This is a genomic window from Sorangium sp. So ce426, from assembly GCF_051475585.1.
Lineage (GTDB): Bacteria > Myxococcota_A > Polyangia > Polyangiales > Polyangiaceae > Sorangium > Sorangium cellulosum_B.
Map to the genome: position 1 here is coordinate 11,683,354 of NZ_CP150341.1, position 17,978 is coordinate 11,701,331.

Here is a 17,978-nt window from a genome sequence, read left to right on the forward strand (position 1 = left end):
CGGTGGAGCACACCGGCCGCTGAGAAGCAAGGCTGTCGAACCGGGCTTGCCCACGGGACATCCCTGACGGTAGCGTACCGTAGGCCTCCATGGACAGGCGCCCCCCCGCAGCCACCAAGACAGCGGCCGCCGCCCTACGCCGCGCGATCGCCGCGCGGAGCGCAGTCGCGCTCGACTCGCACCGCCCACTCTATACCTACCGTTGCTGCGACGAGGACTTCACAGCCCTCGAGCAGCTCCTTCGCGAGTGTGCCCCTGTCAGAACCCTTGGCGATGAAGAGGCCGCCTGTTTCTGCCTCTACGTGGCGGAGTGGTGGCGCCGCCGTTACACGGGTGGCCCCTGGGCCTGGGAGCCAATCCTGCGGGATGCCGGCCATGGAGGCAAGCCCCACGCCTGGCGAGAGGACGTCATTCACCGCGGACTGAGGCAATGGCAACGCCCTCTCCTCCGCGTCGGCGATCGGACGGGCTATATCGTCACATTGGCGTGTGAGGGCGGTCTGCCCCTCAGCTTGATTCAGCGGCAAGGCGCCCACCTGCGCCGCTATTTCCGCGCCTTACTCCGCGACGCTCGCATCTTTCGCGACACTCCCCTCCGCGAGCTGGCGGAGCGCAATGCATATCATCTGCCTGCGAGCTACCGGCAGCCGTCGGTCTATGAGCTCGCCGCGCAGCTCGTGATGGGCGTGGAGAAGCTTCAGGCGCTTGCGGTCGGCGCGGCTGACCCTGTAGCCCATCTGGACGCCCATCACCCCGACTGGCACAACCATATCCCGCTCAACGCGGGGAAGGCGCTTGCGGCGGCCCTCGTGCGGGGCCTGATGGATGACATCGCGGCGGTCGAGAAGGAGCCGCAGCCGATCATCGCTGCGGAGACGATGCTCACAGCGAGCAACGCGGGCTTGACGATCACGCGCACGCTGCGCATGCCGCGAATTGTGCGTACTCACGACGTCGCGGTCGCGCTCGAAAGGAGCTGGGACACGCTGCCCCGCACCTTTGAGCTCTGCCTCGAGGAGGCGGATGGCGTGCTCACCCCGGTGGCGCTGGTCAGCCGTGCCAGCGAAGGCGAGCTGGGGGCGATGCACGTCGAGCCCTTGGTGGGCACGTTCGAGCGAACCGGGTCGGCCGCGCGGGATGTCTTTCGGATCGTCGCGGTGCGCCGGCGTGACATCTTGGCGGCGGCGGAGGTCGAAGGCGGAGCTGCCCTGGGTGAGGTTCCCTGGGTCTTCGTTCGCGCGGGGGACGACCACGGTCAGGAAGGCCGCTGGCGCCTCGCCGGAACTGGCGCGGTAGCGCTCCGCACCGATGCGGCCGTGCTCGTCCTGCCGCCCGACGCGCACGCGCGCCCTGACCCTGGCGGTGGCCTGAGCTCAAGGGGTCGCGTGCACGATATCGGCTGGGAAGCGTACGAGATCCACGGCCGTGTCAAGATCGACATCGGCGATGGGACTCGATGCGTCGTCTCGCTGGCTCAGTCGAGAGACGACGCTCCCGAGTACCACACGCGAGGCAGCCGGCTGGGTCATCTCCTCTCTCCGGGCGACGTATGGCGAGGGCTTCCCAGACTCATGGAGCGCCAGGCCACCGACCAGCCCGTTCGCCCGATTTCGCCGGCCCACCTGGAGTGGCGCCCACGCGGCGTGGGCGCGTCGTGGCGACGGATGGACGAGAGATGCCTCGGGGACGTGGAGGTGCGCTATGCGCCTGACGGCGAGCAGCGATTCCGCGCCCGGTGGACCGTCCTGCCGGCGACAGCCGACATCAGGCTCATCCCCGGGACGAATGGCCATGGCGAGCTCGTGCTTCACGGATTTGGCGACTGCCGTGTAGGCGCAGTGCCGCCGAGCGCTGCGCAGCAGCGGGATGGGAATGGCGAGCTCAAGCTTCGCTTCGAGAGCAGCGGCCCCGCCCCCACGAGCGTCCGGCTCCACATCGACTTTGGCGGGAACCGGAGCACCGCGGTCAACGTGCCTTATCCGAGGCGCGAGGCTCGATTCCTTGCGAGGAGCGGCCAAGGCCTGCCGGACGAGGCGACGATCTGGGTCGAGCAGCTCGTCGGGGTGCGCGCGCAAGTGCTCGATGCCCAAGCCGGCGGTCGCTTCTACGTCGAGGGCGTCCTGCAAGCGCGCGACGCCGATCCGACCAAGCCGCTCACCGTCAAGGAAGAGCTCCTCGAGGTAGGCCCTGGCCGCCATGAGCTCGACCTTCGGGCCCTTGCCGGCAGTATCAGGGCTCTGCTAAGCGCCTCCCAGGAGCTAGACGCGAAGGCCAAGCTCACGCTACAGGCACACGGAGGCCGGCAGCTCGCACAGCTTCGATTGCTGGTTGCGCATTACGACGGAGCGCTGAATCGTTCAGCGGAGGAGCTATGGCTCGAACCAAGGAGCCTCGCCCGCCTCGGCACGACCGTCGAGTCGCTCCGGCTGGAGGCTCGCCCCCTCGAGGATCCTGTCGCACCGGCGGTGCAGGTCCCCAGGATCGAGGCAGGTCGGTGGCGGTTCGTCCCGCCACCAGATGCCCGCGGTCCCTGGCTCATCACGGGCTGGGAGGGCCGGCTGTCTCGGCTCAGGCCGCTCCGTGTGACGCTCGGCAACCGGCTGCCGGTCGCCGCGCGGACGCCGAGGTCTGCGAGAACGCTTTCCCTTCGCGAGATCACGTATCTCTCTGAGCGATCCGCGCGGTTGGTCGCCTTCCGAGAGCTCATCGATCAGCTCGCCCGCGATCCTGATGCATCGGACTGGAGCGCGCTCGATGCACTGCTCGATACGCTGGGCGTCCTGCCAGCAGCAACGTTCGAGGTGATGCCACGCATCACAGAGGCTCCGGAAGCAGTGGCGCTGGCACTCCTGAGGTGCCCCAGCGCAGTTGCGCTGGAGAGCCGTTGGCGTGGATTGGAGACGCTTCCCTTCCCGGTATCGCTGGTACCGGTCCGCGTCTGGATTCGCGCCACCAGGCGATTTCAGAGATCATACCATCGCGCGTGCAGCGGGAAGGACCTCGACCCGATGGACATGTTCGCGCAGACGCTCCGGCCATTCGTCGATAAGGCGCCCGTTCTCGCTCCCGTCCTCGGTGTGGTCGTGGACGCCATGACGCTGACATTCCAGGGAATTCCAGCGCCCAGGGATCGACCTCTGTGGCTCGCCAGCAACCCCGGCGGACAGCGAGTGATCCGCGAGCGGCTCGAGCAGTGCCGGCAAGCGCTCCTCCAGGAGCACGCTGGCGGCGACTCGCGCCCCGATCCGGTGTGGCCTACCGGAAACCTCCCGTACGCCGCCGCGAGCAGCGCGCTCACCCGCCTCCGGCTCTGGCCGGAGACCGACGGGATCGCCGAGCGGAAGGACGTGCTCAGCGCGCCGGCGCTCGCCGCATGCGCCACGGTCGACGATACGATCTGCTTCAGCTCCCATCAGCAGTTCGAGCTCATCCGGCTGCGCTGGTTCGATCCGACCTGGTTCGACGAGGCGCACGCCTTGATAGCCAGCATTCTCCTCGCGGATACGCTCTCACGGAACAGCGGATACCTCGATGACCCCTACGCATGACCCCCGCCTATTCACTTCGTTGACCCGGGAGCTGACCCTGCGCGCCGCTCGCGCGGCCGTCAGCCAGCTGGGGCTCGCCTCGGAGCCGCTCCTCCGCCACCTCCAAGCAACCCTCCAGCGTCGGGCCGGCGAGCCTGGCAGCTTTCTCGCCGAGCCGGTGTTCGAGGCCACCTTCGGATGGCAGGAGGATCCGCGCACCATGGCGGCGCTCTCCGGGGCGCTCCTCCACCCTCACGTCGTTCGGGCGTTGGACCAGGCCCAGGAGTCCAGATTCCCGGCGACGGCACACCCGTACGTGCATCAGGTGAACGCCTGGAGCCTGCTGTGTGGCCCCGATCCACGATCAGTCATCGTGAGCACTGGCACGGGCAGCGGGAAGACCGAGTGTTTTCTCGTGCCGATTCTTCATGATCTGGCACGCGAGACCGCGGCTGCCGGGCGGTTGTCCGGCGTCCGGGCGCTCTTTCTTTATCCGCTCAATGCGCTAATCAACAGCCAGCGCGACCGCCTCCGCGCGTGGTGCAAAGAATTGCCGGGGCCCGTGCGGTTCTGCCTCTATAACGGCTACACCCGCGATCAGGTGCCCAAGCAAGAGGAGCAGAAGCACCCCGAGGAGGTGCTCTCCCGCAAGACCCTCCGTTCCGATCCGCCGCCGATCCTCGTTACCAACGCAACGATGCTCGAGTACATGCTGGTCCGCGGCGCCGATGCATCGATCATCGAAGCTTCGCGCGGCCTCCTCCGCTGGGTCGTCCTCGACGAGGCGCACACGTACGTCGGCTCGCAGGCCGCCGAGATTGCGCTGCTCCTCCGCCGGGTCCTGCACGCGTTCGGCTCCAAGGCCGAGGACGTGCGCTTCGTAGCGACGTCGGCGACCATCGGGGATGGTGACGAGGCGAGGCACGAGCTGAAGCGCTACCTCGCAGACCTCGCGGGCGTCAGCCCGGAGCGGGTGGAGGTGATCCCGGGCCGCAGGGCAACCCCAGTGTTGCCGGAGGCGCTCGAGCAACGCGATGAGGCGCTTGGGCCGCTCGAGGCGCTGGAAGCCCTTCAGGATCCACGCGCTCGCTTCGAATGCATTGCATCGGCGCCAGGCGCGCGGAGAGTGCGCGCGGCCCTGGGCGAGCGGCAAGGTGCCATGTCGCTCCGCGAGATCGCGGCCAGCGCCACCGGGCCCGACGCCGTGATCGATGCGGCAGCGATGCATCAGACCCTGCGGATCCTGGATCTCTGCGCCTCGGCGGCTCGGCGCGCCGAGGAGCATCAGAAGGATCCAGCCGTGGATCCCGAGATCTTCCTCCCGTTGCGCTGCCACGTCTTCCACCGGACCCTCGCCGGCCTGTGGGCGTGCTCGTCCCCCGTCTGTCCCGGCCGCATCGGACCACTCGACAGCGCGGCGTGGAAGTTCGGGAAGGTGTTCGACGCGCGACGTGAAGAATGCGACGCGCTCCACCCGGACGGCGAGAGGCGGTGCAAGAGCGCGGTCTTCGAGCTGGTCGTCTGCCGGGGTTGCGGCGCTGACTATCTATGGGTCAGTCGCCGTCGAGAGTCCGGCGGGATGTACACCCTTGTCCCCGCGACGCGTCCGGGCGACGAGAACGGCGACGATGGTTGGCTCTCCGATCTCGAGGACCGGGAGAGCGAAGGCGACGAGAGCCGCGCGGTGCGTCCCGGAGGCAGGTTAGGTCCCTGCCTGATTGGGCACTGGGAGCCCCCGGAAAATGTCGAGCCTGACGCGTTTCAGCGTAGCTTCCGCTACGACCCGAGCACTGGCGAGGTGGATCCCGACAGCGGCGGCGTGAGGTGCGTGATGTCGGGCGACAGCGCGAACCTCCGCTGCGCGCGCTGTGGCGAGCGGCAGCAGAGCCCGGGGGAGCTCTTCCGGCCCGTCCTGCTGGGGGCGCCCTTCTTCCTGAGCACGGCCATTCCGACGGTGCTGGAGGCCGTGCCGCCGACGAAGGACATCGACCTGCCATTCCAGGGCAGGCGGGTGATCACGTTCAGCGACAGCCGGCAGGGGACGGCCCGCTTCGCCGCGCGGACGCAGCTCGAGGCGGAGCTGAACTACGCACGCAGCCACATCTACCATCTGCTCTGGCGCGAAGCGAAGCAGCCGAGCGCCGAGGAGATCGAGACGGCAAGAACGGCGGTCGAAGCGCTCGCAGACGCCGCTATCTCGCGCCCGGCACTCAAGGGCACGCTCGCCGCCAAGCGAGATGAGCTGGAGCGCCTGGAGAGTCAGGCGCGGCGCCCGATCGGACGCGTGCCGTGGCGATATGCTGTCCAGTCGCTGCTGCAGGAGGATGCGGTCCGTCTATGGATGCCAAGGCAGCTCCGCGAGCGCTACCTTCCCGCCCAGCTCACGCCGGAGCAGCTCGCGGAGCTGTGCATCTACCGCGAGTTCGTCAGGCGCCCCCGCCGGCAGAACTCCCTCGAGACGATGGGCCTTGCCGCGCTCCATTATTCCTTCCTGGACAACATCACGGACGCTGACGTGCCGCCGGAATGGCGCCGCCGCGAGCTCTCCCTTCGGGCGTGGCGAGACTTCTTGAAGATCACCGTCGACTACCTCGTGCGTGGCCGCACGGCGGTGCTCGTCAACAATGACTACCTCCGGTGGATGGGCGCCCCGGTCCGCCCGAAGAATCTCGCGGTACCCGACGCGGAGCCGATCGACTCGCGTAGGACCGTGCTGTGGCCAGCGATCCGCGGCACGAACCGCCCGCCCAGGCTGGCGCGCATGCTCATGATCGCACTGCGGCTCGACGAGGACGACGTAGAGGCGCGCGGTGAAGTGAACGCGCTCCTCGATGCGGCCTGGCGCGCCGTCGTTCGGGAGCTGACGCGGATCGAGGGAGGCTACTACAAGCTCGATCTCAGCAAGGTGGATATCGTTTCCGTCCCATCCGCGTGGATCTGCCCGGTGACCCGGCGCCTGCTGGACACGACGCTGGACGCGATCTCGCCCTACCAGACCGAACGCTGGGCCCAGAGCGATCCGTGCGAGCAGGTAGAGATGCCTCGGCTGCCGTTCCCCTTCGGCAGGGACGCGCTGGGGCGAGCTTACGGCCCGGAGGACGCCCGGGCCTGGCTCGAGGAGGATCCGCGGGTGATCGCGCTCCGGGAGCGCGGTTTCTGGAGCGAGCGTTGCGACCGCATCGCCGCCTTCGCCCCGTACTTTCAGGTCGCGGAGCACTCGGCCCAGCAGGCCCCAGGCCGCCTTCGCAGGCTGGAGCAGGACTTTAAGCAGGGCGCGATCAACCTGATGAGCTGTTCGACCACGATGGAGATGGGCGTGGACATCGGCGGGATCACCGCGGTGGCCATGAACAACGCCCCGCCCAGCCCGGCGAACTACCTGCAGCGCGCCGGCCGCGCCGGTCGGCGCCGGGAGCCCGCGGCCATCACGTTGACCCTCTGCCAGAACGCGCCGCACGGCCAGGCGATCTTTCAGAACCCGCTCTGGCCATTCCGCACGACGATACACGTACCCCGGGTGTCGCTGGAGAGCGAAAGGATCGTGCAGCGTCACATCAACGCACTCGCGCTCACCCGCTATCTCTCGCGGCTCGGCGCCGAGCAGGTGGATCTGGAGGCTTCCTGGTTCTTCGACGAGGTCGGTGACAGCGCGGCGCATGCGGATGCCTTTGCCGGCTGGGCGCGGGGAACCGCCGCGGAAGACGCGTGGCTCATCGATGGAATCAAGGCAATCGTCAGGCGCTCTGACCTGGAGGGCGTCGACCCACGCGCCCTCCTGGCCGAGTCGGCCGACGCCGTGCTGATGATGGCCGAGCGCTGGCGCGCTGAGCACCACGCCCTGCGCCGGATGCTCGAGGAGGTCGGTGGTGAGCCGACCGAGAAGACGCAGAACCCGGCGCAGCGAGCGATTTGGAACCAGCTCAAGAGATACCGCGGTGAGTACCTACTGCGCGAGCTTGCGGAGCAAGCATTCCTGCCAGCCTATGGCTTTCCGGTGGGCGTGGTGCCGTTCGTCAACACGACGAAAGAGCTGCTCGACGCCGAGGCGAAGGAGCGTACCCAGGCCAAGGCCGACGGTACCAAGGAGGATCGCCTCGGCCGACGCCGCGGCTATGCGACCCGCGAACTGCCGCTCGCCATCCGGGAGTACGCGCCGGGAGCGCGTGTGGTGATGAACGGCGTCGTCTACGAGTCCTCCGGCGTGACGCTCAACTGGCATATCGAGCCCGGGGACCGCCAGATCCCGGAGCTGCAGGCATTGCGCTGGGCATGGCGCTGCAAAGGCTGCGGGGCGGCAGGATCTCGTCAACTCATGCCCGAGCGGTGCCCCTGCGGGTCCGCCGACCTAACCCGTGTGCAGTATCTTCAACCGGCTGGCTTCGCGGTCGATCTCTTCAGCCGGCCCGACAACGATCTGTCTTCACGGGGCTACCTCGTGCCGCTGGACCCGTGGATCTCGGCGGGGAGCGGCCCCTGGCTGGCGCTGCCGCGACCGGAGGTGGGACGCTTCCGTTACACGGGCGAAGGGCAGGTCATCTATCGCCACGGCGGGTTGCATCAGAAGGGCTACGCCGTGTGCCTTCGCTGCGGCCGCGCGGCATCGTATGACGGCGAGAACATACCCGCAGACCTTAAGGAGCACTGGCGCTTGCGCGGGGGCAAGAGCAAGGACGGCGAGGCCCTCTGCGATGGGAATCGGAAGGACTGGGCAATCAAGACGAGCCTCTGGCTCGGCGGGAGCGAGATCACGAATGTGTTTGAGCTCGAGCTGTTCAACCCCGCGAGCCGCGTGCCGTGCCATGACGAGATAGCCGCCACCTCCATCGCCGTCGCGCTGCGGCACGCGCTCGCCGAGATGCTCGGCGTCGAGGATCGAGAGATCGGCTGGGCGGTGACGCCCTCCAAGCCGGTGGGAGCACCCCGCCGTTGCACCATCGCTCTCTATGACACTGCATCAGGCGGTGCGGGGTATGTGGCGCGGGCCGCAGAGTCGCTGTGCGATCGCCTCAAGCGAGCGCAGGAGCTCTTGAGGTGCAGCCAGGGCTGCGATAAGGCGTGCCACGGGTGTCTGTTGGCGTATGACACCCAGCACGACGCCCACCGGCTCGACCGCCGGAAGGCCCTCGAGGTGCTCACCGACGAGCTACTCGATGCCTTCCGGCTACCCGATGAGCTTAAGGTATTCGGCGAGTCGACGACGCTCGAATACCAGCCGCTTCTCGACGCCGTGGTCCGCGAAGCGCAGCGGCTCGACGCCCAGCGGATTCAGCTGCACCTCGGTGACGACGTCAAGGAATGGGACCTGTTCAGCTGGCCCCTCTACCGCCACATCCTGCGGTGGACGTCCACCAGCAAGCAGGTCGTCCTGATCGTGCCGCGAAAGGCGATCACGGCGCTCGAGTGGGACGAGAGCGGGACTTGGGCCAGCATCATGGAGGGGACCGGGGCAACCCTGCGGATCGTTGACCAGCTCCCGCCGGCCAGTAGCTCGCCCCGGATCGCGGTCGAGATCGCCGGTTCGAGCTGGAGCAGCCGCTGGGCCGTCACGTCGGAGACAACCCTGGATCCTGGCGAGGCATGGGGGCTCGCCGGCGACGGCGCGCGCTGCGTCATCGGCAGGACGACCGTCGCCCTCGCCGCCGCGCCAGGCGCAGCGCTCACGCCCGCACAGGTGCGTAAGCCGCGGCCCGGCACGTACGTCGAGGTCAAGATCAACAACGAGCTGGACGGGCCCGTCGGTGACTTCGGACATCGTTTCTGGGCGCTGCTCGAGCGCCGCTTCCCAGAGCTCATGGAGCGGCTCGACGCCGCCGAGCCCTTGGCCTCCGTCGAGTACGGCGAGCGTTACCTCAAGTCACCTCTCGCCACCCGCTTGCTGTACGAGGTGCTCAAAGCCCTGCAGAGGCGCCCGGGTGGCATCACACCAGCGACGCTTGTCAACGTCGACGCGACAAGCTCTTTCAGGGCAAACAGGCCTCCGACGAAGGTCGACCATGACTGGCGCGACCCGGCCGCGAGGAACACCATGCTGGAGGCGACGCTGAGGCATCTCGGGATTAACCTCCGCTTCACGGCTGGCACGGACATCCACAGAGTCGCCCACTACCGGCAGATGCTCCTGCGCTGGCCCGAGGCGATCCTGTGTCTTCGGCTGGACCAGGGGCTCTCGTTCTGCCAGGCGGACCCTCCGCCGCCCTTCCCCTTCGAGAAAGCGTGCGATGAGCAACAGAAGGCGCTACTCGCCACGAAGTACAGCGTGCAGAAGCGGGACGCCATGCCAGCGGTCGTCTACGTGAACAGCTGACCACCCCTGCAATCCAGCATCCTCGTGTCATGGTGGCGGTAGCCCTGTTGCCGCAATCGTCTTGATCGACTCGAAATCCACGAGCTCGATATGCGCCAGCGCATTGCGCGCTTTCGCCAGGCACTCGAGGAGCCGTGCGTGCTCGGATCGGACCCCATGGCGCCCGTGCAGTTGCTTGAGCAGGTGCCCGAGCTCAAGATCATGGACGTCATGGATTTCCCCGAAGGCGGTCCGCCACGGTAACCGCACGAACGCACCGTAGCGTCTCAACAGCCGTATCCGTTGCTCCTCGATCGCCGGGAACAGGATCGATACTTGAGCGCGCCATAATCTCTGCTCGATCGCCCTGGCCTCACGGCGGTTCACAAGGTCCGCGCAGACGTGTGGGATCGGTTGCCCGTCGACTATTGCCTCCGCTCCGGACGCCCAGCCTTGGCCCCAGGCAGCCCCGTGCCAGCCACGAGAGGCGGCGTAGTCCTCGAGCAGGGCCTCTGGATCGAGGAGCTCCGCCGTCGTGCGCTCCGCGAGCCTCGCTGCGAGGATGCCGTCGAACACCGCGAGCTCCGAGACGAGCGCCGCGTGCAACCGCTGGAGCAGTGGCCGTTCCCCGATGGTTTGCAGAGAGCTCAGCTGAAGCGAGAACAAGAAGAGATCCAGCTGCGTCACGACGTCACGCCACAGCTCGATGCCTAGGGCGACGTCTTGTCTGGGCAGGCTCCCTGCTACTGCTGGTGGAGCCTGGACGCAGAAAATGGATCGCTCGTGCTCCCCCCTCGAGCGAGACGCGTTCGCGTATTCTTCGAGGAAAACGCTCCAACGACTCCAATCACCGGGCGGAATCCCGTCCACCCACACGAGATATCCGATGAAAGCAGCGGATCGAGCGACGTCGACCGCAGACACGATGCTCGGCTCGAGGCGCAATCGCTCGCGGATCAACCCCGCGGGCGCCCCGCCGCGGAGCGCAGCGGGATCGAGATCCACCCACTCGGCGATCTCATGGTCCTGCACAATCCTTCGCACTGCATCCCTGAGCCTGCATGGGATCACATCCGGAACCAGCACGACGCTGCTCCGGCCGCTCCGGAACGTACGGCACAACCGATCGATGAAGCGCGAAGGTCCAGGGAGGGACCACCAGAGTCGGGCGATCTCGTCCATACAAGCCCGTCCGGCGCGCTAGCTCTGAAGAAGCACCGCGCGGAACGCCGGATCGACCTCGTGCGCGTCGCCCGAGGCCACGCGGAGGATTCCCACACGTTGCGCCCAGCGGAGCACCTGCTCCAAGACCACAGGGTTCCTCTGGTCGGCGTCGAGGAGCTCCAGGAGCTCTGCCGTGGTGAGCGGCTCCCCATAGCTCGCCATCGCCTTCATGGCGGGTAATGCCCGGCTGCAGAGATCGCGAAGGACAATATCCTTCCACTGCGGTCGGAGCGAGGCACAGACCTCCTCCACGCGGGCAGTTCCACCGGGAGCACCCGTCTTCAGCTCGTCGGCCACCTTGCCCACGTACCAGCTCCAGCCCCCTGTGGCGTCGGCGATCACCTTCCATGCAGCCTCGCTGACGTGCAGATCGGAGAGCAGCCGCCGGATGGCCACCGGTGCCCAAGGCCCGAGAGACAGGTGACCGAAATCGATGTCGGGGGCGATCTCCGGCTCCTTGTACGACCACGCGCGCTCGCTGTCGGCGAGGAACGCGACCCGAATGAAGTTGCGACGCGAGCGCGCGCGGCCAAGCTTCTCAGCAGCTGCCTGGATCCACCCCTCACTCCATGGCGTATTCTGTGGCACGCAGACGACCAGCAACTCGTTTTCGCGGCGGTCGGTGAGGCGGTCCAATTTCGCCCGAAAATCTGTCTGCGACCGCACGTCGCGAAGCATGTATCCCTCTGCTCCGGGCACAGGTAGCTCGATGAACCGCTGGATGTCCTGAATGCTGGAGGCGGTGAGACCGAACACCACGCGGATGCCGTGGGCTCGCGCCAGGAGATCGGACTCCTGGCTCGCCGTGAGCGGGCTCCGCTGCCAGACCATGCCAGGCACGGCTCGTCTGAACGTGGCCGGCTCGTATTCGGCGGCCGGTTCCTGGGTGATGGCGTCCACAAGATCGCGGTCGATCTCCTCGTGGGTACCGAGCAGATTGAGGACGTTCGGGTTGCGCAGGGCGTATCGATCACGCGATGTCGTGCGGAGCACCCCGAGCCCAACCATCTCGTCGAGCAGGGAACGGAAAGCCTCGTTCGTCCGCGACTCCTGAAAGCCTTGCTCCCACCAGTACAGGCAATGCGACCGGATCCAGTCGAGCGAGAACCCCACGCTGATTCCCGATACTCGGTCACGCACCGTCTCGGCGGCGATGCACAGCGCAATCACGCGGTAGCGCCGGTCGAGGTCGAGCGTGATGCGAAACCGCTCCAGGATCTCCTTGCGCAGATTCTGTCCTCTGTACGCCTCCTCGATGTCCTTCGCCGTGATGGCGTAGGGAGGCCCCTGCCGCACGCGGGATGCGTCCGACCTGGTGCGTACCATGTGCTCGAGCAGCTCCCGGCAGAAGAGCTGCGTCAAGCTCGGGTACCAGTTCGTGTGCGCCAGGATGCGGAGCGGCAGGTCCTGGGACTCGAACCGGAACCCGAGCGCCTCCATGGGATCTCGGACCAGGCTCAGCGCGGCCCTGGCTTCCCCCGTTGGGGCGTCGCTGCCGCCGAAGAGCGGACCGATGCAGATTGGCTCGCCGAGGTGTGCGAGCGGGCTGTTGACGTTCCGGGCCGTCCGCTGGACATTGTGGAGCCCTGCGAAGACGACCTTGAAACGACCGCCTGTATCATCCATGAGCGCCTTGAGACGCGATACGCGCTCGAAACCCTCTCCGTACTCCAACGCCCTCGAGGTCGCGTCGGCGCGCAGGAAGGCGTCCGCTTCGTCGAGCAGCAGGAGGATTCGCCGCCCGGGATCCCGCCCCAGCCACTCGTGGATCTGCGCACGCAGCCCTTCGTACCCGGACGAGCTTCGACTGCAGATGCTGAACTGCCGGAGCCGCGACGCGATGAGCAGCCATATATCGTCGATGCTGCGTGCGTGGCCGATGCCCTCTTCCTTCAGATCGATCCACTGAACGATGATACCCTTTGCTTCATTGTGGCGCTCTCGCTCGATGGCTCGCAGCAGCGCGGTCTTCCCGAGCTGCCGCCCGCCGTAGAGCAGGTGCGCACCTCGCGTGTCCCAGATCAGCTCGCGCTCGCGTAGCCGACCGAAGAACATCTCCCGATCGACGAGCCCGGCCGTCGTGGTGTAGGGGCTCATCGTCGTGAACGGGGTCGCGCAGGCGAGGAATGTCGGCAGCCGCATCCCTGGCTCGCCGGTGAGGAAGGCCAGCAGCACATCGTCGAGCACCAAGACCGTCCGGCGCTGCTCCCGGGAGAGCCGGGCCAGCGTGCGGCGCTTGGCCTCGCTGAGCCTGCCGAGGAAGAAAGCCATGACGGGAGCGTTCGGCTCCTCGGTGTTGCTCGATACAAGATGCAGGAGAGTCTCCTCGGGGGGACGGTTCCAGGCGCACAGGATGCGGTAGCGCCCGCCGGCGCGGGACCCGTAGTGTGGAACGACGAACCGGGGGAGATCCTGGACTGGGTCGGTGATGGCGGTCAACCAGGCGCTGTTATCGCGCTTTGTGGCACTGGTGACGAGCACCTCACGCACACGCCAGCCGAGCTCCTGCAGGATGGTTCGAACTGACTCGCTGAAACGCGCGCCCGTGTCACGCGAAGCCGAGATTGTGCCCGGATCGAGTCGTTTCACGGCCCGCCAGGCGTCGATAAGCTTGCCAGTTGACGCCCTCCGGGCCTTATCGTCGATGGTGCTGAGATCGATGACGGAGGTGGTGGCGGGGGCGTCTTCCCGCAACGCGTTGCGAATCAGCGTCCAACCATCGGACTGCTCGAGCCAGGTCTGAATTTCCTGGCAACGCTGCGGAAAGAACTCCAGGAACGGGTCTCGACGGCCGCTGTCCGACGACAGCGAGTCTCCGCGTTCGGCCGCAGCGACCAGCTCCTCTGCAACCTGCAGATCTCTCCGCTGGATGGCCTCCATGATCCGGCCATGAAGAGAGGAGTTGATCTCGAGGCGCAGCAACCGCTCGTTCAGCTCTCTCGCTCGCTGCGTCCGGCGCTCTTCCAGGTCTTTCTCAATGTCGTTAAGGATGGCGCGGATCTCGTCGAGCTCGATGTCTTCCCCCGCGGCGTTGCGGATCGCCTCCACGCGCGCCCGAAACTCGACAATATGGCCCTCGGGGACGAGGTTCTCGACGAGCGCGCGCTCCAGGTTCGATTCCACCTCGTGCGCGCGGACGTCGCGCTGGCGAGCGGCGCGCTCCCGGGTCTGGTCATGACGCTCCATGGGTCCTTGCCAGTCGACATCGGCTGGCTGGCGTCGCTCGGTGACGGCTAGCGCCTGGCGCAACGTGCGGATATTGCAGCGCGCCTCAGCGACGCGGATCACGTCGCTGAGGGGCGAGAGCCCGCCGCCTGCGGCATCGCCCACGAGCTGACAGAGCTTGGAGAGCGGCGGCGGGTTGATCGCGTTCCAGCTCCGGTCGAGCCGGAGGCCGGGGATGCGCAGGAAATCGCCGGCCAGCACTTCCTGAGGGTTGAGCTGTTGCTCGGTGACGCCTGACTCCACCTGCAAGAAGCGCTCTATCCAGTCGACTTGACGGCTGACCGAGGTGGCAGCAGCCCGAAGCCGGGCGGTCGGTGCTTCCGCCCGGATCTGCTCGAGGCGCGGACGGATGTCGCGCAGCGCGTCTCGCAGCCTCCGCCGGAACTCCTCAAGATGGAACTGCAGCTGCTCGCTGCCCTGGGGGGCCTCAAGCCGATCGCAAACGGCGACGAGCCGCCCGCAGAGCTGATTCAGCTCCCGCAGCTTCGCCGGGAAGTCGTGACGAACCACCGCACCCTCGATCGGGGGTCTCGCGCCGGGCCCGTTGAGCCGCTCGTCAGTACGCCGCAGCTGCTCTTTCCAGTGGTTGCCACTCGGGGCCCACTGCTCGCAGAAGGCGCGCAAGCGCTGGATGTCGCCTCGCTGTGCGGCCTCGATCGTCATCCCGATGGCACCGTCGTCTCGCAGCCAGGCGCGCCAGACGTTCGTGGCCCTGGCGAACCGCATCAGCGCGCCACGGTTGGTCTCGCGCCACGCGACGAGATCCTCGAGCGCACGCCGCCGTTCCGTCTCCACCGCCTCCAGCGTCCGGACACCACGGAGGAGCTCGGGTGTGAGCGCGATGCCGAAGCGCTGGAATGCGACGATGGCGTCGCAGAGCTCGGCCATGATCCCTGCGCGTCCCTGAAACTCGATCTGGCCGAGGAGCGCCGAGACCTCCCCCCCGGTGGCCAGCAGCGCGCGCGCGGCCAGGGCGCCTGCCGCGTAGAGGGCGACGGCCTCCTCGTCCACTTCCAGGCTCTGCTCGACGAGCACGGACTCCCGCTGCTGGAAGGCAGTCAGGAGCTCCTGGCGATCGGCGCCGCAGCGCGTGAGGATGGCGATCTCGATCAGCTCGGCCCTCGGGACAGGAAGGAGGGGACGTTCTCCTTGCCCCGCGAGCTGCCGCGTGAGCAGCAGCGCAAGACTTTCCTCGTCCCGTTCGATCATCTCCCATATACGCGACTCGACCTCGGCCACCGGCTCGGTCGCGAGCCGCGGCACTGCCGCGTGGATCGCGGGGGCCTCCGCGGATGTCTGGAGCTCCCCCTCGCCTATCGTTCCGTCGCGAGCTGTCTCCTCCGGCCTGGGCACCGCGTTCGGGCTGCCTGCGGGGTTCACCTCAATCGCCGGGTGGACGCGCACTTCCTCGGCAGGCTGCCTTCCGAGCGCGCAGGGAGCGCCCTCGGCCCATGAGGCTGCCGGCGCCTTCGCCTCGACTCCTTGGACGACGCCGGTCTCGCGCCGCAGTGCGCGCGCGCCGGCGACGGAGGGCGAGCCGCTCGACGCTGGAGCGCTTCGCGCCGCAGGGGGCACGCTGTGCGTCATCCGCTTCGGCGCAGGAACTGCGGCGGCAGCGGAGCGCGGCTTGCGCCGGCGCTCCCCCTCCGCGATGCTCTCGACAGGAGGGCGCGCATCATCCGAGAAAGCCGAGGAAAATTCATCGTGCGATAGGGACAGGCTTCCGAGGGCCGTATGTCGTCGCGTCCTCGGAATCGCCGGAGCATCCGGCTCAGCGTTGCCGATGGCAAGGATGGGGGAAGGGGCGGACATGGAGGCCTTCCCCGCGGAGCCACGATGCGACGGCGGCGCTGCCTGCCTGAACTCGGCCCCTACGGACGCCGCGGCGGGCTCCGGTGTCGGAGCTGCTGGGGCACCGACGTCGGACGACTCCAGCTGCTCTGTAACGACTGCTTCAGCGCCGGTGCACGGAGGCTCCTGCTCCTCGCCGTCAGGCTCTGGAGGGGCTACTTCAGCACCGGCGCACGGAGGCCCCTGCGCCTCGCCGTCAGGCTCTGGAGGAGCTGGTTCAGTACCGGCGCACGGAGGCCCCTGCGCCTCGCCGTCAGGCTCTGGAGGGGCTGGTTCAGTACCGGCGCACGAAGGCTCCTGCGCCTCGCCGTGAGGCGCTGCGCCCGGTCCGGCGATCGACCGCACGAGCTCGAGCTTCTTTGCCTGAGCCGCCATCGCGATCTGGAGCGCCGAGAAAAGGTCATCGGGAAACGACGAGCAGATTCGCTCGGTCAGCGCCGCGCACTCCGAGAGGTCGCTGCAGTCCATGAGCCGCAGGATGTCGTCGAGGGGCGACCGCAACCCCAGGTCCTCCCATCGTCCTGCCGTCACGGCCTCTTCGAGGCGGCCGGCGTGTGTGGCGACGAGCCCGAGAGGCGGCCACGAGGGAATTCCCCGGTGTTTCACGGCCCTCGCGGCGGCGCAGAGCCGGAGGATTTCCTCCCGCTGACGACCCCGGGCCACCTCGCGGTCTCTCGCGCGCAGCAGCGCACCGCGCAGCTCACTTGCGACGGGACGCGTGAGGTCGAGCCCGTGAAGATCTTCCGGTTCGGTCAATGCCTCGATGCGCTCGACGATCCCACTCGTCGTGGATGATACTGCGGTGAGCAGCGATGCCACCGATGCATCGGGCACGCGCCCGATGCGCGCGTCTCGAGCGGCTGCTTCCAGCGCTGCCACGAGTTTCTCGAGGTCCGAAGAGAGAGCGTCGATGGTCGAGAGCAGCTTCGCGTGATTGTCGTGCATGCCAGCCTTCAACCTGAGGAGATCGCAGGCTATCATGGTTGCAGGAGATTTGTACCCCTCTCCTGGAGTACGCTCAGGTACGCTCTGACGATCCGCATCGGAGCAGGACGTCTGCTGCTCCCGACCTCTTTCTCCTCCGCCGCCTCCCCCTCGTCCACCTCACCGAGCAGGCTCGTCTGCCGTTCCTCGGGACCGAACAGCGGGGCCTGCCCGAACGAGGTCAGCGGGGACTACTGGCTGATCGACACGGCTGGAGCGGCGGGCGACGTGGCGCGAGCGGCGGCTGGGGGACCGCGCTGGTCGCGGGCGTGGGCCCGCCTTGGCGATCAGCGGTGATGGCACACGTTGCCCCTGGTGGTGCTCGACACGAGCACCTACGTGCGCGAGGGCGAGGGCCCGGAGAGCGAGCACGATCGCTGGGGCGAGCAGATTCAGCGTGTAGCCGCCATGAGCCGCGACGTGCGGAGCGTCGTGCACGTGATGGACCGCGACGCCGACGATTCCGGCCTCTTCACGCAGCTGATCGAGCAACAGCAGCGCTTTGTGTTCCGCCTCGCTCATACCTGTCTGCTCGACGTTGCGGTCATGAACGGCGCGGGCAAGCTTGACCAAATCCTGACGCAGCTCAAGGCCGAGGTAACGGGTGATGTCGAGCTTTCGGCATGACCGGCTACCAATCGCAGCCCCGTCCAGAAGCGGACCCCCCCACGCGTCAGGGGCTGATCCACGAGTACTTGTAGCTAATCACCATGCGGGTGGCGATTGGCACCCAACTCGACCGCTTGGGTGAACCAGGTGCTGCGAGCGAGATCCAAGAAGCCTGCCGCGTTGTTCGCCGGCCATCGCGCGTCCCCAGGTGCCTCACGAACCTGACCGCGCTCGAACGATACCGTGACGGTTCCTGTGCCGTCGGGTGCGATGGG

At 67.5% G+C, this 17,978-nt stretch carries 5 protein-coding genes; 3 read left to right on the plus strand and 2 right to left on the minus strand.

Annotated elements, in window-relative coordinates:
• Positions 1-89 precede the first annotated feature (89 nt).
• Together WMF44_RS43915 and WMF44_RS43920 are read left to right on the plus strand one after the other, a co-directional pair.
• Positions 90-3,548, plus strand: coding sequence for an STY4851/ECs_5259 family protein (locus WMF44_RS43915; RefSeq protein WP_437296001.1), 3,459 nt, complete (start codon positions 90-92; stop codon positions 3,546-3,548).
• A 19-nt stretch (positions 3,549-3,567) separates the two neighbouring features.
• A complete protein-coding gene (locus tag WMF44_RS43920) occupies positions 3,568-9,831 on the plus strand; it encodes a DEAD/DEAH box helicase (RefSeq protein ID WP_437296002.1) in 6,264 nt (2,087 codons plus the stop codon).
• 27 nt (positions 9,832-9,858) lie between these two features.
• On the opposite strand, the gene WMF44_RS43925 is transcribed toward WMF44_RS43920, so the two are convergent.
• Positions 9,859-10,896: a hypothetical protein gene (locus tag WMF44_RS43925; protein ID WP_437296003.1), complete on the minus strand. Its 1,038-nt coding sequence runs from the start codon at positions 10,894-10,896 to the stop codon at positions 9,859-9,861.
• A 114-nt stretch (positions 10,897-11,010) separates the two neighbouring features.
• Entirely contained in the window at positions 11,011-17,067 is a 6,057-nt protein-coding gene (locus tag WMF44_RS43930; RefSeq protein WP_437296004.1) for a hypothetical protein, read from the minus strand.
• Positions 17,068-17,409: 342 nt separating this feature from the next.
• Here WMF44_RS43930 and WMF44_RS43935 point away from each other — a divergent pair, with 342 nt between their 5' ends.
• Positions 17,410-17,721, plus strand: coding sequence for a hypothetical protein (locus WMF44_RS43935; RefSeq protein ID WP_437296005.1), 312 nt, complete (start codon positions 17,410-17,412; stop codon positions 17,719-17,721).
• Positions 17,722-17,978: the final 257 nt, after the last annotated feature.

Excerpts from the sequence above, each read along its gene's own strand:
- WMF44_RS43915 (WP_437296001.1), top strand. The coding sequence starts at position 90 with ATGGACAGGCGCCCCCCCGCAGCCACCAAGACAGCGGCCGCCGCCCTA.